We start from the raw sequence: 20,916 nt of genomic DNA, 5'->3' as shown, positions 1-20,916 counted from the left end.
ATGAAAACACAAGTCGCTCTTGTGACAGGCGCAGCCGGCGGAATCGGATTTGAAATCGCAAAGGAATTCGCCCGGGAAGGCGCCGAAGTCATTATTTCAGATGTAAATCAAAAAGCGTGCGGGGAGGCCGCCGCCAAGCTGAACGAGGAAGGCTTTAGCGCCATGGGCATTCCATGTGACGTAACAAAGGAAGAGCAAATCGCTGATATCGTCCATACTATCAAGACCCGATACGGACGTTTGGATACTTTGGTGAATAACGCAGGCATGCAGCATGTCGCGCCGATTGAAGAGTTTCCGACAGAACGGTTTGAACAGCTTATTCGCGTCATGCTGACCGCGCCATTCATTGCGATGAAGCATGTCTTTCCCCTTATGAAAAAACAGCAGTTCGGCAGGATCATCAATATCGCGTCCGTGAACGGACTGGTGGGGTTTGCGGGAAAAGCCGCTTATAACAGCGCAAAGCATGGCGTCATTGGGCTGACAAAGGTGGGGGCGCTGGAAGGCGCGCCCCACGGGATTACGGTGAATGCACTCTGCCCGGGATATGTGGACACACAGCTTGTCCGCAATCAGCTGAGTGATCTTTCTAAAACAAGAAATGTTCCCTATGAATCGGTTCTGGAAGAGGTGATTTTTCCGCTTGTGCCGCAAAAACGTCTTCTCTCCGTGAAAGAAATTGCTGATTATGCCGTATTTTTGGCGAGTGAAAAGGCGAAAGGCGTCACAGGGCAGGCGGTCGTGCTGGATGGAGGCTACACAGCTCAATAATAGATTCTTGTATTCATAGGAGGCTCTCGTTTATCATAAGGTTGAAAGCGATTACAAAATGTGACGGGAGCGACAGGGAGATGAAACATTCTATTAAAAGATTACCCTATGAATGGCTGGATGAAATCATCAACCTTGCGGCGGAATGTATTGTTGTGGTTGATCATGAGGGGAACATTCTCTATATCAATCCGGCATACTGTGACTTTCTGAAAAAAACAGAGAACGAAGCGATAGGAAAACCCGTTCAGGACGTGATTGAAAATTCGAGAATGCATATCGTGGCGAAGACGGGGCGTACAGAGGCTGCCGCTATTCATCCAATTAACGGCAGTGAAATGATCGCCAACCGGTATCCGCTCTATGTGAACCAGCAGCTTGTCGGAGCGGTCGGAACCGTTATGTTTCGCAATCCGCAAGAATGGATGGATTATTCAAGAAAAATTAAACCCATCCTCAATGAACTCAATTACTACAAAAATAGATACGAAAAAGAGCTTTTCAGTAAATATCACTTTGGCGACTTGATCGGAAACAGCTCTCTCTTTATGGATGCGAAACGGCTGGCTGAACGGGTATCTGACAGCCAATCGGCCGTTTTGCTTTTGGGAGAATCCGGCACGGGAAAAGAGCTGTTTGCCCACGCCATCCATCAGAACAGCCGCCGCCGGTATGCTCCCTTTCTGCGTGTCAACTGCGCTTCGATCCCGGAGCAATTGTTTGAATCAGAAATGTTCGGATACGAAGACGGAGCGTTTACGGGGGCGAAAAAAGGCGGGAAAAAAGGAAAATTTGAACTCGCGCATCAAGGAACCATTTTCCTTGATGAAGTAGGTGATATGCCGCTGCATATGCAAAGCAAAATCCTTCGCGTCCTGCAGGAGAAAGAGATAGAGCGGGTCGGCGCAGGAAGCCCGGTCCCGATAGATGTACGAGTGATTGCGGCGACACACCGAAACCTCGAAAAAATGGTCCGGGAAGGAGACTTCCGGCAAGACCTCTATTACCGATTGAATGTAATCAAAATTCAAATCCCGTCCCTAAGAGAGCGCATAGAGGATGTTGTGCCCATCGCAGGGCTTCTATTAAAAAAACTTGAACGGAAATTTGGATTTGATGGCTTGGAGCTTTCTAAAGAAGCGATTGCGGTGCTTCAGAGCTATTCTTGGCCGGGCAACATACGTGAACTGGAAAACGTCCTAGAACGGGCTGTCAACGTCCTCGACGGCAAACGAATCGAACCGAAACACCTGAACCTCGCTCCTGAAGATCAACCCATCCAAAGAACAATCAAAGTCCGAGAATATCAATCGATACAGCCATTAAAAGAGACAATCGCTGAGGCGGAAAAAAACGCGATCATCGAGGCGCTTGCCGCAGCAGACGGCAATAAAATAAAGGCAGCAAAGCTATTAGGCATAGGAAAAACAAGCTTATATGAAAAATGCAAAGCCTATCAAATTGAGCAGGCATAAAAAACACACTTGTCCCGCCAAGGAATCAAGTGTGTGTTTCTGTTCTTTATTTCCAAACATCGTTAGCGATCTCAACAACATGGCGCAGCTTCGCCCATTGCTGTTCCTCGGTCAGCTTGTTGCCTTCTTCAGTCGAAGCGAACCCGCATTGCGGACTCAGGCATAGCTGGTCTAAGCTGACATAACGTGACGCTTCTTCAATACGGCGTTTCACGTCGTCCGGATGTTCAAGCTCACCGAATTTAGATGTAACTAAACCGAGAACAAGCTGAAGATCAGTGCGTTTCACATAACGGAGCGGTTCGAATCCACCTGAGCGTGAATCATCATACTCTAAGAAAAGCCCGTCCAGATTCAAGCCGTCAAAAATGGTTTCGGCCGCCGCATCATAACCGCCTTCAGCTGTCCAAGTGGACTGAAAGTTGCCGCGGCAGATATGCATGGTGATTGTCATATCATCCGGACGGTCAGCAATGGCGTCATTGATCGACTTCGCAAACAGCTGGCGAAGCTCGTCAGGCGTTGTTCCGAATGCTTCCACTTGTTTTAAGCCTTTTTCAGATAAGAAAACAGCCCATGCTGTATCGTCAAGCTGGAGGTAGCGGCAGCCTCTGTCATAAAACGCTTGAATCGCTTTCTTATAAGCTTTTGATACATCATGCTGGAAAAGAGCATAATCGTTCTTGTAGGCATCCTTTTCCAGTCTCCCCCGGAAAAAGAGCATATTCGGACTCGGAATTGTCATTTTTGGCGTGGCATCACCAGCGATGCCATGTAAAAATGAGTAATCTTCGAGCATCGGGTGGTTTGAGAAATCAATATCGCCCGTCACTTTGATGCCGCGTGCTTTTGTCTGCACATTATGGAACTGGATACCCTGTTCAGGTGTAAACGGCTCAACGCCATCCAGATTTTCCAGGAAATCAAAATGCCACCACGCTCTGCGGAATTCCCCGTCTGTCACGACGTTCAGGCCGGTTTCTTTTTGTTTTTCCACAATGCGGATGATTTCATCGTTTTCAATCTGGCGAAGCTGTTCGGCAGTCATTTCGCCGGCCGCCTTTTGCAGCCGCGCTTTTTTGACGGGCTCAGATCTCAGCAGGCTTCCGACTTGATCCGCGCGAAACGGCGGTTTTTTTCTCTGGAGCGATTGTTTTTGTTCTGCGGGTGTTGTTTGCTGTGACATGTTGTTCATTCCTTCTTTCCATTCAAATATAAAAAAGCTCTTCCTCAGGATAAGGAAGAGCTTGCGTGAACAATCTCAACCTTATCTACAAGAGCACAAATCTGCTCTAAAGGATTTAGCACCATTCTGTGTAAAACAGCGGTTGCCGGGTATCGCAGGGCCAGTCCCTCCACCTCTCTTGATAAGGAAAACCTTTTTATTAAATTTTCTGATAGTATCTATTATTCACACATTTTTTGTTTCTGTCAACGATAGATTATTTCCACACATCATTGGCAATGTCGACCACATGACGGAGCTTCGCCCACTGCTGCTCCTCAGTCAAAAGGTTTCCTTCTTCTGTAGAAGCGAAACCGCACTGCGGGCTCAAGCAAAGCTGATCTAAGCTGACAAAGCGCGCAGCTTCATTGATTCGGCGTTTGACATCCTCTGGATCTTCAAGCTCTCCGTATTTGGATGTAATCAAGCCCAAGACAATCTGCAGATCCTTGCGTTTGACAAAGCGAAGCGGGTCAAAGTTTCCGGAGCGGTCATCATCGTATTCCAGGAACAAGCCATCAAGGTCTAAACCGTCAAGAATCGTTTCCGCTACAGCGTCATAGCCTCCTGATGCGGCCCAAGTCGAGCGGAAGTTGCTGCGGCAGATGTGCATCGTAACCGTTAGGTCATCAGGACGGTCCGCCACTGCATCGTTAATTGTTTTGGCAAATAACGCAGGCAATGTTTCCGGATCACCGCCGAGGGCACGGACAACTTCTCTGCCTTTTTCTTCAAAGAAGAGAGACCATGACGTATCATCGAGCTGAAGATAGCGGCAGCCCGCATCATAGAAAGCGGTAATCGCTTTTTTGTACGTCTGGGCCAGGTCATGAAAATATTCCTCCTGATCGGGATATACGCCTTGATCAGCTTTTTCACCGAAAAACAGCATATTCGGACTTGGAATCGTCAATTTTGCTGTCGCATCTCCGGCAATGCTGTGTAAAAATTGATAATCGGCAAGCGCCGGATGGCTTGTGAAATCCAGTTTTCCTGTGACTTTAATGCTGCGGGCTTTTGTTTTCGCATGATGGAATTGAATCCCTTCGGCCGGAATGAAGGGCTCTACACCATCAAGCCCTTCAAGAAAATCGTAATGCCACCAAGAACGGCGGAACTCTCCGTCGGTTACGACGTTTAGGCCGATTTCCTTTTGCTTTTCGACAATGCGGGTGATTTCTTTATTTTCAATATCGCGAAGCTGTTCTGCAGTGATCTCGCCGGCCGCTTGTTTTTGCCGCGCCTCTTTTACTGGTGCGGATCGTAATAAACTGCCGACATGATCAGCGCGGAAAGGAGCTTTCTTCTGTTTATCTGATTTCTGTGCTGCAAGGTTTACTTGTTGAGTCATATCATTCGCCTCTTTTCTGAAATGTTTGCCGCATGAAAAAAGCTCTTCCTTTGTGTAAGGAAGAGCTTGAACGATCAAATCTCTGCCTCATCTGCAAGAACGCGATGTTCTTAAGGATTTAGCACCATTCTGTGTAAAACAGCGGTTGCCGGGTATCATAGGGCCAGTCCCTCCACCTCTCTTGATAAGGTAAATCTTCATATTGAGTTTTCAATTATCTTAATATTATTATTTTTGCATGAATTGTCAACAGTTTTTTAGAAGTTTGGCTTATCTTCATCGTCAACCAATACCATATCCAGCACAATCGCGATGGCTGTGCAAATCAGCCCATCTTCCTCATGTGCAATCAGCAGGCGATACGTATCACCCCAGCTGAGCCGCTTTTTGCTGACAGACATTCACACATTCTGGCCGTCCGTCAGCTGGAATTTGTCCTTCCATCAATCACCGTCGATTTCCTAATTCAGTTGTTAATTTCAAATTTCAGTTTGAATAATGTTAATTTCTTCGTCACCTCACAAACCGTTTCTCCCCCGATAGAAATATCATAACGGGGCAAAAAAGACATGGGCTTCTGCTCAATGGAAGCGAGCGTTTCTCCAGAGGAATCTGATATGTGTAACGAGTCTCCGAATGAAAACAAACGGCCCTCCACCTTGAATTTCTCTTGTTCATTCTGACCGTAAATGTGTTAAACGAAAAGATCCGTTGTTTCATCAATCATTCGATCATTACTGAAGTCTAGTTTCAGGAATAACGAAAAGGCTGCATATCTGCAGCCTTTTCAATTATAAGGTATGTCTTAGGAAAGATGCATCCGGCGTTTTTGGCGGATGGCGTCAAGGTCGATTAGGTTGTTATGATGAGGAACGGGTGCAGGCAGAGGGCTTGTCTTTTGCGGTTTTCGTCTATTGTCTTTGCTGAACGAAAAGAGAAGATAGCCACATAATGCGATGATAATAAATAAGATCATTTTACATACCTCCCAAAAAAAGTTTTGGTATTCTCTATTGTACGGATAAAACGTCTAAAAGTATTCAAAAAATTCCAAATCTAATTAAAATAAATGCGTGTCCCTCAAAATTCCTTTTCGTCGATGGCCTGAAAATAGTCTTGCATTAAGCTGGTGTTTTTTCTTTTGATTGGTTCTATAGTTACTATCGACGTTAAAACGAATTCCTTTATATAACTTTTAACCTAAATTTCTGTAATTCGAATTAACTATAAATGGATAATGTGTTCTTCTTTGTTTGATATATACCCTATTTTGAGGAATTGAACACAAAAAACCCAAATTACGGAGCATTTGGGCGGGAATTTGGAATGGATGCCTGATTTGAGGGGAGTCCGGGGAAGGGTCAGAAAAAGCGTTTGAACATTCTTCTAATTTTTTTAAATGGGTTTGATCGTTTTGTTTGCATTTTGAGCGGGCGCGAAATCATCCATTTTTTGAACAGGCTTTTTGCGGCAATTGTATTCTTCATCTTTGCATTTCCTCCTCATCCGTTGATAGTCTTTTTACGGACAGAGCTTTTAAAATGTTTCATTTTCATGCAAAAAACCAGTCCTTTTTCGGACTGGTTTTTCAGCTTACGCCTGTTCTTCAAACAGCTTTGCAATCTCAACGATAACGTTTACGGCTTTGACCATGTTGTCGGCAGAAATGTATTCAAATTTGCCATGGAAGTTTTCCCCGCCGGTAAAGATGTTCGGCGTCGGGAGTCCCATGTAAGAAAGCTGCGAGCCGTCCGTGCCGCCGCGGATTGGAGAGATTTTCGGTTCGATGCCGAGGTTTTCCATTGCTTGTTTGGCAATGTGGACGATTTCGATGACAGGCTCAATTTTTTCTCTCATGTTGTAGTATTGATCGTTCATATCAAGCTGAATGCGATTTTGTCCGTATTCGTTTTGGAGCTCTTCAACGATGCGCTGCATGGTTTCTTTTCTGTTTTGGAAGATGTCTTTGTCAAAGTCTCTGATAATGTAGTTGAGCCTGGTCTCTTCTACGTCTCCCTGAATGGACAGCAGGTGGTAGAAGCCTTCGTAGCCCTCTGTATATTCAGGTGCCTCATCTGCCGGCAGCATGCTGTTCAGCTTCATTGCGATTTTTGCAGAGTTGATCATTTTGCCTTTTGCCGTGCCGGGATGTACATTGTTGCCTTTAATTGTGATTTTCGCCGCGGCAGCATTGAAGCTTTCATATTCAAGCTCACCGAGCGGGCCGCCGTCAACAGTATAGGCAAAGGAGGCATTGAACCGCGCAACATCAAATTTGTGCGGGCCCCTGCCGATTTCTTCATCAGGTGTAAATGCAACTCTAATGGTGCCGTGCTTGATTTCAGGGTGTTTGATGAGATAATCCATGGCAGTCATGATTTCAGCGATGCCAGCCTTATTGTCAGCGCCAAGAAGGGTTGTGCCGTCTGTGGTGATCAGAGTGTGGCCTTTGTAGCCCGACAGTTCAGGGAATTGATCAGGCGATAGGATGACCTGAAGCTTTTCATTGAGCGTGATGTCTTTTCCATCGTAGCTTTCTACGATTTGCGGATTGACATTTTTGCCGGTAAAATCTGTGGCGGTATCGACGTGGGCGAGAAAGCCGATTGTCGGCACGTCTTTGTCAGTATTGGAAGGAAGAGTCGCCATGACATAGCCGTTTTCATCAATGGCTGCGTCTTCCATGCCGATAGACTTTAATTCTTCAACAAGCATGTTTCCTAACGTCAATTGGCCGGGTGTGGAAGGGCAGGTGTCGACTGATTCATCTGACTGCGTGTCGACCTTTACGTATGTAGTAAACCGTTCAATGATGTCATCTTTCATTTCCAATCATCTCCTTTGTTTTATTCTATCATGCCGAGATGAGAGATTTCTATTTCACAATGCAGTTTCGAATGGCAAAAACGACTGCCTGTGTCCGGTCTTGGGCATTGCATTTTTGCAGAATTCGATGCACGTGGGTTTTGACGGTGCTTTCGCTGATAAAAAGCTTGTCGGCAATCTCTTCATTTCTCAAGCCATAGGCCATTTGCTGAAGAACCTCGAGTTCTCTTTTGGTAAACGGTTCAGTCAGTTTTTCAGTATAAGTCTGTTGCTTTGCGCGGAATGTCTCACTGATGATTTTAGCGGCTGTGACTGTGCGGAAAATCGCTTCGCCTCTGGAGGCAGCCCGAATGGCGTCTATCAGTTCTTCAGGAAGCGTGTCCTTCAGCAGGTAGCCGACAGCGCCGGCGCGGATACCTTCAAATACGTATTCTTCAGTGTCAAAGGTCGTTAAAATGACGATTTTTGTATCCGGGAGGGCGGACATGATGTCCTTGGCCGCTTCGATGCCTGAGCAGGACGGCATTTGGACATCCATTAAGATGACGTCAGGTTTTGTTTTCTTAGCGAGGTCAATGATTTCATGACCGTCGCCGGCCTCACCGGAAACGGCCATATCCGGCTGAGCGTTGATGACATAGCGGAAGCCCTCACGCACAAGAGGCTGATCATCCGCAAGTGCGACGCGTATTTTATGATTGTTCATCTCTGTGGCTCCTTATTCGTTGTTGTAAGCGGCAATGACAGCTCAATTTGCAGGCCGCTCGGCTGAACAGCTTTAACAGAAAGGGAACCGCCTGCTTTTTCGGCGCGCTCTTTCATCCCTGACAGCCCAAACCCGAAAGTGGGATTGCCGCTGAATTGTCCGTCGTCGGTGATTTTCACATGGAGATGGGTCTCATCGTTACAAATGACGACAGCTATACGGGAAGCGTTGGCGTGACGGATGGTATTTGTCAGCGCTTCCTGCAAGACACGGTAGATTGTCTCGCTTATGTTCTGGGGCCAAGACTCTTCCTGCAGAACGGAGGTGTCTAATGAAATGGATAAGCCGCTACGCTCCTCCGCTTGATGAATAAGGCCCCGTAAAGCGGAAAGACCTACCATTGATTCACTTCGGCCCATTTGGTGAACGACAGACCGTACTTCCTGAAGACATTCTCTGGCGACAGTCAGTACATTTTGTATGACTTTTTCTGAATCCTCCTTGCTGCTTTTCAGGATATAAGGGAGAGACTGAAGCTGGACGATCACAGAGGTTAGCTCATGGCCGATGCTGTCGTGAATGTCCCGCGCGATTCTCGTTCGCTCCTCAAGCACAGCGTATCTCAAGGAAAGAACAGAAGCCTCCTGTAACTCAGTATGCGCTTTCTGAAGTTCTTCGTGAGCTTGCTCCAGCTGTACATGCATGTTTGCTAATTCAGCATGATTTCGTTCTGCTTCTCTTCTCGCTTCGCGTCTGAAGCGCATTGAGGAGAAGAATACGTAAAGTCCGATCATGATAGAGATATTGCCAATGATGGTATTCAAGTTTCCCCCGTTTGAGGATAGTAATAATATGTTGCCTCCAATTAAACATGCTGTAAATACCAAGGAAAGCCGTGAAGGGAGCCTAAAGGCTGCATAAATCATTAAAAATACAATCAAAAAATAGGCGGCTCCCTGCTCTTGGCCAGAAACAGCCCAAAGGAAAACGGTCAGGAGCCAAAGTCCGGTGAATATGCCCAAATTGACAGCAGCGGATGCCACATAGGGAATGATCCACACGAATGCTAAGTAAACCGCAAACACAAACGCTAACAAAATGGGATCAGCTTTGGATGGGTGAGATAAAAATTGTATGCCATTCAAAATGAGAATAATGCTCGGCACAAGTTTCTTGTAGTGCCGAGCCGAAGATTGTCGGTTCATGCGGGTCCTTCTTTCAGTTATTGAATCGATGCTTTGCCTGCGGTCAGCCGTCTGTATGCTTTGTAAAGCATGATGTTGCGGGCTGTGATGGTGCCGAGGGGAATGAAGAACATAGAATGAATAATAGCAATAAAAAGCTCGTTGCTCTCAGGCAGCCATATTCTCGCAGCCATGCGCAAAGAAAGTATCACTAAAATGAGAATAACACTTCCAAGGGAGCCGCGTGAAGTGACCTTTCCGGTTTCTGGGTGAATCCGCACATTTACCATCTTTCCGATGCCAAATCCGCAGGCCAGCCCGATCAGTAATAACATAACGCTGATCGCCGCGTGTAAAACGGAATGAAAATACGACGATTGAAATGATGCTGATACGCCCCATAAAAGCAGAAGCGGAATGATCAGCAGTTTCCCGGGCTTTACAGTTCTTTCTCGATACATCGATAAAATAATAAGAATAAATACAATAAAAATATATGGGCTCATCGCCATGTCATCAAATCCTTTCTGCCATAAGTATAACGATTCTAGGAAAAGAAAACGTCAACCGGCAGATTGATTTTAGACCTGTTCGGACTGCATGAAGTCCTGCAGTATGGCGTGAAAATGCTGAATGTCCTCGCTATTTCTTTTCCACATCATAAATGTTTGGGACGCCGGCAATTCAAGATGCGGCGGCGTAATTACAGCCATCAGCTTTTTTTCGTCCTCTTCCTGTTTGATGATGTAGGTGGGGAGGAAAGAGGCACCCATTCCCGCTTTTATCATTTGAACAGCCGTATCAGTCTGCCCGACAGCCATCGTTTGAATATGCGGGTAATGTGAACGGATGCGGTCTGAAAAGGCATCCCCATATGACGGATGATCATGCGTAAGCAGCCGATAGCGGCTAAAGACAGATGCAGCATCCGCAGGCCTGCTTTTTTGAAAAGGAGCAGCCAGACACAGCGTACCTTCGCATATGTGCTGATAATAAAGAGTGCCGGAGTTCGGGTCTTTTCGCGACAAACCAATATCAGCTTCATTGTGTTCTACCGCTAGTTTGATATCGTCAGATTCAGCTACATGAGTTGAAAGCTCGACATGCGGATGTTTTTGGATATAGGCGGGCAGAAAACGAGGCAATATATAGGACGCGATGTAGGGGTGTACGGCCAGCGTAAGTGCCCGGCTGTACCCCTGCTTCCATTGGCTGACTTTGTGCTTTCCGGCTTGGTATGCATTGATTATTTCTTTGGCATAAGGCAAAAACAGCCTGCCTTCGTCAGTCAGGACAACTCTTCTTCCGCTATGCAAAAACAGCTGCATGTCCAGTTCATCTTCCAATTTCCTCATATGTTGAGAAACAGCTGGCTGTGTGAGATAAAGACGCTCAGCCGTTTCCCTGAAGTTTTCTGATTCCGCTGCGGAAATAAAGGTTTGCAGCCATTTTAAATCCATGAAATACCTCCTTCACTGCTAATTGATAACAAATTGTTAATTGAAAATGCTTATTTGCTTATCACTGATTATACTTCCATTCGTTTAGTATACCTATAGAACGAAAAAATGGAGAGAGGGAATCACATGAACATATACGTAGAAGCAAATCCGTATTTACATGACAAATACTCAAAATATGCAGATGAAAAATATAAGAGAGACGGGAATCCATTTGTATCCTTTCCGATTCGCTTTGAGGAAGTCCCGCTCGGTGCAAAGACGCTCGCACTGACTTTCATCGACCATGACGCCATTCCCGTATGCGGATTCAGCTGGATTCACTGGATAGCGGCGAACATCCCGGCGCACATCGGAGAGCTTCCTGAACATGCAAGTGAGGAAAGACAGGACTTGATGATACAGGGGCAAAACAGCTTTGCTTCAGCGCTTGCGGGAAGCATCAATCCAAAGGTGATTCACCAGTATTGCGGGCCGACGCCGCCTGACGAGGATCATACATATACGCTGACGGTCTATGCTTTGGATGCTGAACTGAATCTTCAGCAGGGCTTTTATATGAATCATCTCTACCAAGAAATGAAAGAACGCATTCTCGCTGAAGCCTCTATTGAATTGCTGGCAAGGGTTTAGGGCAGAAAATATGAAGAAACGATTAATAAACGATTAAACTTCATGAAAATGGATGTAGACCAGTTCTAAACACTATATAATAATAGCAGGTCATTTTTTAGGAGGGTTTACATCATGGCAATACTTGTTACAGGCGGCGCCGGATACATCGGAAGTCACACATGTGTGGAGTTATTGAACAGCGGATATGAGATTGTCGTACTTGATAATCTGTCCAACAGTTCAGCCGAGGCGCTGAATCGCGTCAAAGAGATTACGGGAAAAGAGTTAACGTTCTATGAAGCGGATCTATTGGATCGGGAAGCGGTAGATTCGGTTTTTGCTGAAAATGAAATTGAAGCTGTGATTCATTTTGCGGGATTAAAAGCAGTCGGTGAATCTGTTGCAATTCCGCTCAAATATTATCATAACAACCTCACGGGAACGTTTATATTATGTGAGGTCATGGAGAAATACGGCGTCAAGAAAATCGTGTTCAGTTCATCTGCAACAGTATACGGCGTTCCGGAAACATCACCGATTACGGAGGACTTTCCATTAGGCGCGACAAATCCTTATGGACAGACGAAGCTCATGCTTGAACAAATATTGCGTGACTTGCATACGGCCGACAACGAGTGGAGTGTTGCCCTGCTGCGCTACTTTAATCCATTCGGCGCACATCCAAGCGGACGAATCGGTGAAGATCCGAATGGCATCCCAAATAACCTCATGCCATATGTGGCGCAGGTAGCCGTTGGCAAGCTGGAGCAATTAAGCGTATTCGGCAATGATTATTCGACAAAAGATGGGACAGGCGTACGCGATTATATTCACGTCGTTGATCTCGCAGAAGGCCACGTCAAAGCGCTGGAAAAAGTATTGAACTCCACAGGAGCTGATGCATACAACCTCGGAACAGGCACAGGCTACAGTGTGCTTGAAATGGTCAAAGCCTTTGAAAAAGTGTCAGGGAAAGAGGTTCCGTACCGTTTTGCGGACCGCCGTCCTGGAGACATCGCCACCTGCTTCGCAGATCCTGCAAAAGCCAAGCAAGAACTGGGCTGGGAAGCAAAAAGAGGCCTTGAGGAAATGTGTGCCGATTCTTGGAGATGGCAGTCTTCTAATGTGAATGGGTATAAGAATCAGGAATAAGAATGGAGGCCTTCTCAACAGAGAAGGCCTTTTTCCTAAAAAAGGGTGCCTTCGCAGGCACCCTTTTCAGCTACTATTTGATTTTTACAATAACATCATTACTGAATTTAAGTTTCCAAGTTCCTTTAGAGTAAGCATCCTTGTCCACTTCGAATACTTCAACATTGGTTACTTTAATATTTGGATTTAGATCACTTAAAATTTTTGAATCATCGATTTTTGTTTCTGCCGCATAGTTAGAAGATGCATCTATGTCAGCATCATATGATGTATCAGTGGAATCTACAAGTTTAACAGTAGGAATTGAAAAAGAGCTTATAGGCTTTTTAGACACGTTTTTTACTGTGTATTGTACAGCAACTAAAATACCGCCGTCAGACGCCTTTTTGTTTAGGAACTCGTTACCAACTGAATCTCGTTTTTCTACCTTCGTAACTGTCACTTCAGTTTTCTCAGTCTTAACAGTATCACCGATATTGTATGTTTTTTCAGTTTCTGCTTTGCTGCTGCTTGATGTTTTGGAAGTGGCTTCTGAACCGCCTCCGCCGCCAATGTTAGCAATAATAATGATGACAACAACTGCGAGAATAAACGTAATAATTTTATGTCTCATAAAAAAGTTACGCTGATCCTTACCACAGTTAGGACATTTTTTTACACCTTTTGCAATTTCTTGACCGCAAGCTTTACAAGGGACTAGTTTTCCTGCCATTATATTTCCTCCTATGTCATTAAATACACAAAACATATGTACTATAATGCCTATATTATTTCACTTAGTCAATACAAAATTATGAATTTATTATATTATTTAGCATTCATAGTTATATTTTCTTGTGAAAATACATGCTTATTTTCTTATCGTCTATATCGCACATATGTTAATAGCTAATTTGTATTTTCTTGAATTTTCACTTGCAACTAAATCTCCGCAAATACCCCTTGAACCAATTTGCTCAGTCCCTTATAATGCTAATATTGGAAAGTGAAAAAGATATGCTAAAACATTGGTTTTCTAGGGTTCCGCAATGCATATTGGCCTGTGACCGAGAGAAAACACATAACAGCCTGGCTGTTATGACACGGTGGGATAAAAGCCCAGGAGTTTCTGCTCTTTTGCGAGAGCGTACTCCTGGGTTTTTTTGTTGATACGATCTGAAGGAGGAGTTTGTGATGAAAAAGAAAATGCTTGATGTGCTGATGCTTGTGATTGGCGCTTTTTTCTTCGCGCTTGCTGTGAATTTATTCGCGATTCCCAATGACCTTGGGGAAGGCGGCGTTACGGGGATTACGCTGATTTTGTACTATGTGTTTCAATGGTCTCCCGGGGTGACAAACTTTATATTAAACGCTTTTCTGCTATTGATCGGATATAAATTTCTCGACGGGAAAACTACGGTTTATACGATTATCGCCGTGGCAGCAAACTCGCTTTTTCTGCATTTGACACACGGGTGGAGCACACCGTCTGATGAGCTGATCATTAACACGATTTTCGCAGGCGTGTTTGCGGGTGTCGGGATCGGCATGATCATTCGGGTCGGCGGCACAACAGCCGGTTCCGCCATTCTGGCCAGAATCGCCAATAAATATTTAGATTGGAATATCAGTTACGCGCTGCTCTTTTTTGATTTAATTGTCGTCTTCAGCTCTTATTTTATTATTGGTGTGGAAAACATGATGTTTACGATTGTGATGCTGTATATCGGAACGAAAGTGATGGACTTCATTATTGAAGGCCTGAATACAAAAAAAGCGATTACTGTCATATCGGAAAATAAAGGTGAAATTGCCGAGCAGGTCAATACGCTGATGGACCGGGGCGTCACCATTTTATCAGGTAAGGGAAACTATACCGGCCAGTCAAAAGAGATTTTGTACATCGTCATTAACAAACAGGAGCTTTCTATGCTGAAGAAAATCATCAGAAGCTGTGACAAAAAAGCGTTTGTGATTGTCCATGACGTGCGCGATGTGTTTGGTGAAGGGTTTGTGGATATTTCAAAATAAGGAGGTCCCTCTGCGCATCTGCAGAGGGATTTATTTGTTTAGAACGGATATGTGCGGTATTATTTCTGCATTCGTCTCAGTTCATGCATATCCTCTATTGCCGTTGAAGCAAGGCTGTAAACGAAAGAGGGCCGTCTTATGCGAAAAAGAAGCTGGAGAACATGTGTATTTCGCCTTATACTGAAAATACATATCCTTACATAGGAGAGGAGACCATATGAAGTCGCTGCTGGCTATTTATCCCGGTTTGATTGTGTCTGACAAGCTTTGTACAAAGGAAGACCGTCTATGTTTTTTTGATGAAAACAGTCAGAAATATATCTCGATCCCAAAAACGGAGATCAGCCAAAAGGAGACGTTGCTGCTCCAGTCATTTTTAACGCTAGCGGAAGAGGCAGATCACATGTCGTTCAAATCGCCAGAAGAAAACAAGTGGTTTGCGTTTCTATTCTCGAAAGGAGAAGTGCCCCCGAATATCACTAAGAGGACAAGGTTCATTCATTTTCATTTGATTGGCAAAACAGAACGGGCATCATTTGCGGAAGCGATGCGCCATTTTTGGCCGGTGTCTTTTGTGATCGTTTGGATGCATGAGGACAGAGGCGTGATTGTCGAGCAGGAAAGTGAAGCGGCAGCGGGGAAAGACGAACTGGAGTCGCTCGCCAGGGTTCTTGAAAGTGATTTCTACTTCAGTGTCCGTTTTTACGCCGGAAGGTTTTATGAAACAGATGAGCGCTTACGAAAACATTATGCCCGTGAACAAACGTATTTTCTATTTGCTGAAAAGCGGCTGCCGCAGGTTCAGAGTGTCACGTTTGATATCATGTTCCCTTTTTTATTATTGGAAGAAGAAAAGGGACGGCTGAAATCATTGCTTTGTGAAGAAGCCGAGCTATTATTTGTAAATGAACCTGAGCTGAGAAAAACGATCAAGCTGTTTATTGAAAACAACTCAAACGTGACATTAACAGCGAAAAAACTGCATCTGCACCGCAACAGCCTGCAGTACCGAATTGATAAATTTATCGAGCGGTCAGGAATAGACATTAAAACGTATACAGGCGCTCTGCTTGCGTATTTTATCTGCCTGCAAAGCGAAGGTTCAGAATAAACTGGAAATATGCACGAAAACGGCCGTGTGATTTTATGAATGCTGCCCATTTCAGTGTTGGATAAATGCTGATACACTTGATTTAAGAAAGCGTTTACAATACTAAAGGGGGATGTTAGATGGCTGAATTGCGGATGGAGCACATTTATAAATATTATGATCAGAAGGAAGCGGCGGTAGACGACTTTAATCTTCACATAGCGGATAAGGAATTTATCGTATTTGTCGGCCCGTCCGGCTGCGGTAAATCAACAACACTGCGGATGGTCGCAGGACTTGAGGAAATTTCGAAGGGTGATTTTTATATTGAAGGAAAACGGGTAAATGATGTGGCGCCAAAGGACAGGGATATCGCGATGGTGTTCCAAAACTACGCGCTCTATCCGCATATGACGGTATACGATAATATCGCATTCGGGCTGAAGCTCCGCAAAATGCCAAAGCCTGAAATTAAAAAAAGAGTGGAGGAAGCCGCTAAAATTCTCGGGCTGGAAGAATATTTGCACCGCAAGCCGAAAGCGCTCTCAGGCGGGCAGAGACAGCGGGTTGCGCTGGGAAGGGCGATCGTGCGGGATGCAAAGGTATTCCTGATGGATGAGCCTTTGTCGAATCTGGATGCAAAGCTTCGGGTGCAAATGAGAGCCGAAATCATTAAACTCCACCAGAGACTGCAGACCACCACAATTTACGTCACGCATGATCAGACAGAAGCACTGACGATGGCGACTCGAATTGTGGTCATGAAGGACGGCAAAATTCAGCAGATCGGGACGCCGAAGGATGTTTACGAATTCCCTGAAAATGTATTCGTGGGCGGTTTTATCGGATCACCAGCCATGAACTTTTTCAAAGGAAAGCTGTCTGACGGCACAATCAAAATCGGTTCTTCCGTGTTGAGCGTGCCGGAGGGGAAAATGAAGGTGCTTCGTGAAAAGGGCTACATTGGCAAAGAAGTCATTTTCGGCATCCGCCCTGAGGATATTCATGATGAACTGATTGTCGTGGAATCGTATAAGAGCTCTTCAATTAAAGCGAAAATCAATGTCGCGGAGCTCCTGGGATCTGAGATCATGATTTATTCGCAAATTGATAACCAGGACTTTATTGCGAGGATCGATGCCCGTCTCGATATTCAGTCAGGTGATGAGCTGACAGTTGCGTTTGATATGAATAAAGGCCATTTCTTTGATAGTGAAACAGAAATCAGAATTCGTTAAGCTGGAGAACCGGACATGGAGAGATGTCCGGTTTTTTGCATGCCCTCTCTCTTTCAAGGTTTACAGCAAAAACCGCGGCGGGTAGTGGTTTGTAGAAAGGAGAGATCGAGATGTGGAATGCGGCGATGTGGGGCGGGATTTCCGGCTCTGCTGTTTTGCTGGGCGCGCTGGCGTCGATGTTTCTTCCGATTCGCAAGCGTATCATCGGTTATATCATGGCTTTTGGCACAGGGGTATTAATCGGTGCTGCCGCCTATGAACTTCTTGAGGACGCGGTGAAGGATGGCGGAATGATCTCGACAGGCGCCGGATTTATAGCAGGGGCTGTCGTGTTTACCCTTTTTGATTACGCGGTTTCGAAAAGAGGCGCGTCACAAAGAAAAAGATCGGGACAAGCAGCTGCAGGCGGCGGGGGGATCGCGATTTTTATCGGCACCATCATGGATGCTGTCCCCGAGTCTATTATGATTGGAGCCAGTCTTCTTGAGGAGCAATCCGTCAGTTTCCTTTTGGTGGTCGCAATTTTTATCAGCAATATACCTGAAGGGCTGTCCAGCACGGCCGGCATGAAGAACAGCGGATATTCAAAGGCGAAAATCTTGCTGCTTTGGGCGGCGGTACTGATGATTTCTATTTTTGCCTCATGGTCAGGATATTACTTCCTAGATGATGCTCCTGAGGAGATGATGTCGGCAATCGCCGCTTTTGCGGGCGGAGGAATCATCGCAATGATTGCATCGACGATGATGCCCGAGGCATATGAAGACAGCGGTCCGATGACAGGGTTAATTGCTGCTCTTGGTCTTTTAACGTCTTTGATTTTGAATCAGTTTTCCTAATTTGCACCGGACATGGCTACATGTCTGGTTTTTTCACTTGAAAATCCCGCAAATCAACCGATGAAAAGGAGGAAGAAATAGACAGAAAGCAGGAAAACGATGAAACGATTTATCTTAAGCATCTTTCTTTTGGGCAGCTGTTTGTCTCTTGCCGCTTGCGCTGAAAAAGAAGCAAATGCGGAGCAGCAGATGCCAAAAGCGGAACAAAAGAAACCGGAAGAAAAGACAGTACATGTGCAGAAAAAAGAAGATGATACATCCGCATGGATCAAAACAGAGAAACCGGCAAAGCTGCCGATTTTGATGTACCACAGCATCTCTTCGGGCAACAGCCTCCGTGTGCCAAAGAAAGAATTTGAGGCACATATGAAATGGCTGCATGATAACGGCTATCAGACATTAACCCCAAAAGAGGCGTATCTCATGCTGACTCAGGACAAGAAGCCGAGTGAGAAATGTGTGCTGATCACGTTTGATGACGGATACACCGATAATTACAAAGACGCATATCCGGTATTAAAGAAGTACGGCATGAAGGCGACGATTTTTATGATCGGCAAATCAATTGGACATAAACATCATCTGACAGAGGATCAAATGAAAGAAATGGCGCAGCATGGCATATCAATTGAAAGCCATACGATTGACCACCTTGAGCTGAACGGTTTAACACCAGAACAGCAATATAGCGAAATGGCAGATTCAAAAAAACTGTTTGATAGGATGTTCAATCAGCAAACGGGCATCATCAGCTATCCGGTTGGGCGCTACAACGAAGATACGCTGAAGGCCGCTGAAGAAACCGGTTATCAAATGGGAGTGACGACTGAACCTGGTGCAGCCTCCAGAGATCAGGGGATGTACGCCCTCCATCGCGTACGTGTATCCCCGGGAATGTCAGGGGCGTCATTTGGCGCGTACATCGAGTCGATGAAATAAAAAATGGCGGCGATTAATCGCCGCCGCCCCCTCCGCCGTCACAGCCGGAATCCCCGAAGCCTCCGTCACTGCCGCATCCATCATGGCGGGAATCACCATCGGAAAATCCGAAAAAACCGCTGTCCGCCCGCTGGCGTCCTTTGGTTTCTGAATCAGATGATCGAGCCGATTGATAAATGACGATCATTCCGAAGATCAAAGCGATAAGAATAACAATCATATGGCTCCCCCCTTAAACAGTTATTTTTCATACGTTTTGAAGCCTGAAAAGTTTCATTTAAGGGAGATGGATTCTTTCAGCCGATCTCTCAGCCAGCGCTTGACCATGCCGTGTCCTTTGTTGGAAAGCAATGCGCTGACACGCCAATACATAGGCGGATGAGGAGAAAACTGAAAGTCTATGATTCTGAAAAGCCAGCTGTTATCCCGGATGAGAGAGTTCACCTTAACTTCATCTTCATCTATATCAGAGCTGTAGGTGTTTTGTTTTTGCAGATCTTCATCCTGGCGAACCGCCAGGATCTTTAAGGATTCGGCCATCTGCCTGTATCCGCCCTCCAGCAGTGAAGCGCCAAGGTGATCAGCGCGCACCTCCATCCATTGGGAACAAAATGACTGATAAAGCTGAAATAGAATGATGATTCCCATGATTAGCGCCCAAAGTGCGATTTTGTAAGCGCCGGGATGGGCGATGTAATGCTCAAGCAAGAGAATGATCCCGATGACTGCCCCAAGATAAAGAAAGCGCAACAGCTGCATGGACAGCACATCACGTTTTTTAATATGAACAGCTTCATGGGCAAGAATACCCTCAATGACATGCGGCGGAAGGGTTAATGTAGCGCTTGTCAGAATCACCATTGATCTTCCTACATTCATTCCGACTGCCATGCCGTTATATTCATCACTATCCGTTTCATATATATCCACATGCGAAATGCCTGCTTTTCTAAACATCTTATCTGCCGCTGCCTGAACGTCTGAATTCAGACAAGGCCTGGCATCCATTGCTGTCCGCAGCACCCGGTCAGATAGATACATATTCAAAGCCCAGTACAACATCACGGCACCAGCCATGACCCAAGGTGAAGCGTGTAAGGCATATAAAGCGAGCACCAATACGGCGTAAGCAGATATCCCTTTTACGCTTGCGGCAAAATAAAGTTTACCTAAAAGCCGTTTCACATTTTTCCGATGATAAAGCGGCAGGACAGCAATAACCGTTTCCTCTTTGTTTTCGGATTCTAGAAATTCCCCGAGGGTCGCTTTCCATTTTTTAGGTTCCTTCACGGTCAGATACAGCGTTTCGGCGGGAAGAGAGAGCCTTATGACTTGCTGAAAGCTTGTCGTCATATCGAGCCGGGATGAATACATTGTCAACAGCGGGTGAAGCTTTAATAGATCTGCCGTCGATTCAAGCCGGATGTCTTTCAGGTCTGAAAGCGGGTAGGTGCGGGTTTCATATCGTGAGCTGATATGCCATGTTTCTAAAGATGAAGAGTAAAAGACTTTTACACTTAGAAAATTTAATATGCGTTTTACCAGTGCCGCGCCGCCCGAGATGAAACCGAACAGGATCACATATTTTAGAACGCTGGTGTCAGGCCCGTAAATGAAGAAAACAATAGCGCCCGCAAACACAATGACAGTCAGGGCAATGTCCGAGAGGAGTCGTGTGTGGTCTCTTGCAAGCTCAATTTCCTGCCAATCGCCTGATGGTTTTTCAACACGGCTGGGGACAGTCAGATCCAATGCGGTCCAGTAGCTGGTGAACATCAATGCCAGAGAGACGATGCCGTCTATGAAAGGCTGTTGAGAGAAGATAAAGCTAGCAGCACCGACCCAAAGAACAATATCAATCCAGAGTTCTAATGCCGGAAGAAGCTTTGCTGCAAGGGCTGATATCAGCTGAATGCCCAGCCCGAGAATGATAAAGAAAAAAAGACTGGTTCCCATAGGCATGCTAGAGTCCTTTCTATCATAATCTTTCCAACTACTACTATAGCATGCGGCGGGAATTTGTAAAAACACG

20 protein-coding genes, 2 pseudogenes and 3 riboswitches are annotated in these 20,916 nt (G+C 45.5%); of the genes and pseudogenes, 9 read left to right on the top strand and 13 right to left on the bottom strand.

From position 1 onward, the window contains the following. Together HC660_RS19810 and HC660_RS19805 are read left to right on the top strand one after the other, a co-directional pair. Positions 1-774 carry a 3-hydroxybutyrate dehydrogenase gene (locus tag HC660_RS19810; protein ID WP_168749132.1) on the top strand — a complete coding sequence of 258 codons (774 nt, stop codon included), beginning with the start codon at positions 1-3 and terminating at the stop codon, positions 772-774. An 80-nt stretch (positions 775-854) separates the two neighbouring features. After that, positions 855-2,249 carry a sigma-54 interaction domain-containing protein gene (locus HC660_RS19805; RefSeq protein WP_168749131.1) on the top strand — a complete coding sequence of 465 codons (1,395 nt, stop codon included), beginning with the start codon at positions 855-857 and terminating at the stop codon, positions 2,247-2,249. A gap of 46 nt (positions 2,250-2,295) precedes the next feature. Here the strand turns inward: HC660_RS19805 and HC660_RS19800 are convergent, their stop codons facing one another. From HC660_RS19800 to HC660_RS19760, 10 genes and pseudogenes are all read right to left on the bottom strand, one after another. After that, a complete protein-coding gene (locus HC660_RS19800; protein WP_168749129.1) occupies positions 2,296-3,435 on the bottom strand; it encodes a 5-methyltetrahydropteroyltriglutamate--homocysteine S-methyltransferase in 1,140 nt (379 codons plus the stop codon). A 78-nt stretch (positions 3,436-3,513) separates the two neighbouring features. Next, a riboswitch (SAM riboswitch) is annotated at positions 3,514-3,623 on the bottom strand. A gap of 68 nt (positions 3,624-3,691) precedes the next feature. After that, entirely contained in the window at positions 3,692-4,825 is a 1,134-nt protein-coding gene (locus HC660_RS19795) for a 5-methyltetrahydropteroyltriglutamate--homocysteine S-methyltransferase (protein ID WP_168749127.1), read from the bottom strand. A gap of 84 nt (positions 4,826-4,909) precedes the next feature. Continuing rightward, a riboswitch (SAM riboswitch) is annotated at positions 4,910-5,016 on the bottom strand. Positions 5,017-5,082: 66 nt separating this feature from the next. Next, positions 5,083-5,516 (bottom strand): annotated as a pseudogene (locus tag HC660_RS19790) (LURP-one-related/scramblase family protein). Positions 5,517-5,630: 114 nt separating this feature from the next. Further along, a pseudogene (locus HC660_RS19785) lies at positions 5,631-5,879 on the bottom strand (hypothetical protein). Between the two features lie 307 nt (positions 5,880-6,186). Then, complete coding sequence (locus tag HC660_RS21255) at positions 6,187-6,312, bottom strand: hypothetical protein (RefSeq protein ID WP_010332428.1); 126 nt, start codon at positions 6,310-6,312, stop codon at positions 6,187-6,189. A gap of 106 nt (positions 6,313-6,418) precedes the next feature. Next, entirely contained in the window at positions 6,419-7,651 is a 1,233-nt protein-coding gene (gene pepT, locus HC660_RS19780; RefSeq protein WP_168749126.1) for a peptidase T, read from the bottom strand. A gap of 49 nt (positions 7,652-7,700) precedes the next feature. Then, the gene (locus tag HC660_RS19775; protein WP_168749125.1) at positions 7,701-8,357 is read right to left on the bottom strand and encodes a response regulator transcription factor; all 657 of its coding nucleotides are present in this window, start codon (positions 8,355-8,357) and stop codon (positions 7,701-7,703) included. After that, the gene (locus HC660_RS19770) at positions 8,354-9,562 is read right to left on the bottom strand and encodes a sensor histidine kinase (protein ID WP_168749124.1); all 1,209 of its coding nucleotides are present in this window, start codon (positions 9,560-9,562) and stop codon (positions 8,354-8,356) included. Before HC660_RS19770 ends, HC660_RS19775 begins: the two co-directional genes overlap by 4 nt. A 17-nt stretch (positions 9,563-9,579) precedes the next feature. Next, positions 9,580-10,053 (bottom strand): DUF1453 family protein, encoded by a 474-nt coding sequence (locus HC660_RS19765; protein WP_168749123.1) that lies wholly within the window; start codon positions 10,051-10,053, stop codon positions 9,580-9,582. A 69-nt stretch (positions 10,054-10,122) separates the two neighbouring features. Further along, the gene (locus tag HC660_RS19760; protein ID WP_168749122.1) at positions 10,123-11,001 is read right to left on the bottom strand and encodes a LysR family transcriptional regulator; all 879 of its coding nucleotides are present in this window, start codon (positions 10,999-11,001) and stop codon (positions 10,123-10,125) included. A 126-nt stretch (positions 11,002-11,127) separates the two neighbouring features. Between HC660_RS19760 and HC660_RS19755 the strand changes: the two genes are divergently transcribed. After that, on the top strand, positions 11,128-11,634 hold the full coding sequence (locus HC660_RS19755; RefSeq protein WP_168749121.1) for a YbhB/YbcL family Raf kinase inhibitor-like protein: 507 nt from the start codon (positions 11,128-11,130) through the stop codon (positions 11,632-11,634). A 114-nt stretch (positions 11,635-11,748) separates the two neighbouring features. Then, positions 11,749-12,768, top strand: a complete 1,020-nt coding sequence (gene galE / locus HC660_RS19750) for a UDP-glucose 4-epimerase GalE (RefSeq protein ID WP_168749120.1) — start codon at positions 11,749-11,751, stop codon at positions 12,766-12,768. A 73-nt stretch (positions 12,769-12,841) separates the two neighbouring features. On the opposite strand, the gene HC660_RS19745 is transcribed toward galE, so the two are convergent. Then, positions 12,842-13,381, bottom strand: coding sequence for a DUF4352 domain-containing protein (locus tag HC660_RS19745; RefSeq protein WP_168749525.1), 540 nt, complete (start codon positions 13,379-13,381; stop codon positions 12,842-12,844). A gap of 391 nt (positions 13,382-13,772) precedes the next feature. Further along, positions 13,773-13,875: riboswitch (guanidine-I (ykkC/yxkD leader) on the top strand. Between the two features lie 66 nt (positions 13,876-13,941). Between HC660_RS19745 and HC660_RS19740 the strand changes: the two genes are divergently transcribed. The 5 genes from HC660_RS19740 (at position 13,942) to HC660_RS19720 (ending at position 18,884) form a co-directional block, all read left to right on the top strand. Then, a complete protein-coding gene (locus tag HC660_RS19740; protein ID WP_168749119.1) occupies positions 13,942-14,778 on the top strand; it encodes a YitT family protein in 837 nt (278 codons plus the stop codon). Between the two features lie 217 nt (positions 14,779-14,995). Then, positions 14,996-15,889, top strand: a complete 894-nt coding sequence (locus HC660_RS19735) for a PucR family transcriptional regulator (RefSeq protein WP_168749117.1) — start codon at positions 14,996-14,998, stop codon at positions 15,887-15,889. 119 nt (positions 15,890-16,008) lie between these two features. Beyond that, a complete protein-coding gene (msmX, locus tag HC660_RS19730; protein WP_010332420.1) occupies positions 16,009-17,106 on the top strand; it encodes a maltodextrin ABC transporter ATP-binding protein MsmX in 1,098 nt (365 codons plus the stop codon). Between the two features lie 110 nt (positions 17,107-17,216). After that, on the top strand, positions 17,217-17,945 hold the full coding sequence (locus HC660_RS19725) for a ZIP family metal transporter (RefSeq protein WP_168749115.1): 729 nt from the start codon (positions 17,217-17,219) through the stop codon (positions 17,943-17,945). Between the two features lie 99 nt (positions 17,946-18,044). After that, on the top strand, positions 18,045-18,884 hold the full coding sequence (locus tag HC660_RS19720) for a polysaccharide deacetylase family protein (protein WP_168749113.1): 840 nt from the start codon (positions 18,045-18,047) through the stop codon (positions 18,882-18,884). Positions 18,885-18,897: 13 nt separating this feature from the next. Here HC660_RS19720 and HC660_RS19715 read toward each other — a convergent pair whose 3' ends face one another. Both HC660_RS19715 and HC660_RS19710 read right to left on the bottom strand, forming a co-directional pair. Continuing rightward, positions 18,898-19,101, bottom strand: coding sequence for a hypothetical protein (locus tag HC660_RS19715; protein ID WP_026014625.1), 204 nt, complete (start codon positions 19,099-19,101; stop codon positions 18,898-18,900). A gap of 56 nt (positions 19,102-19,157) precedes the next feature. Further along, complete coding sequence (locus HC660_RS19710) at positions 19,158-20,846, bottom strand: M56 family metallopeptidase (RefSeq protein ID WP_168749112.1); 1,689 nt, start codon at positions 20,844-20,846, stop codon at positions 19,158-19,160. Between the last annotated feature and the right edge of the window lie 70 nt (positions 20,847-20,916).

Origin of the sequence: Bacillus mojavensis (genome assembly GCF_012648005.1) — a bacterium.
Lineage (GTDB): Bacteria > Bacillota > Bacilli > Bacillales > Bacillaceae > Bacillus > Bacillus mojavensis.
Note: the sequence above shows the minus strand (reverse complement) of the source record. Positions and strands in the feature narration are given on the sequence as shown.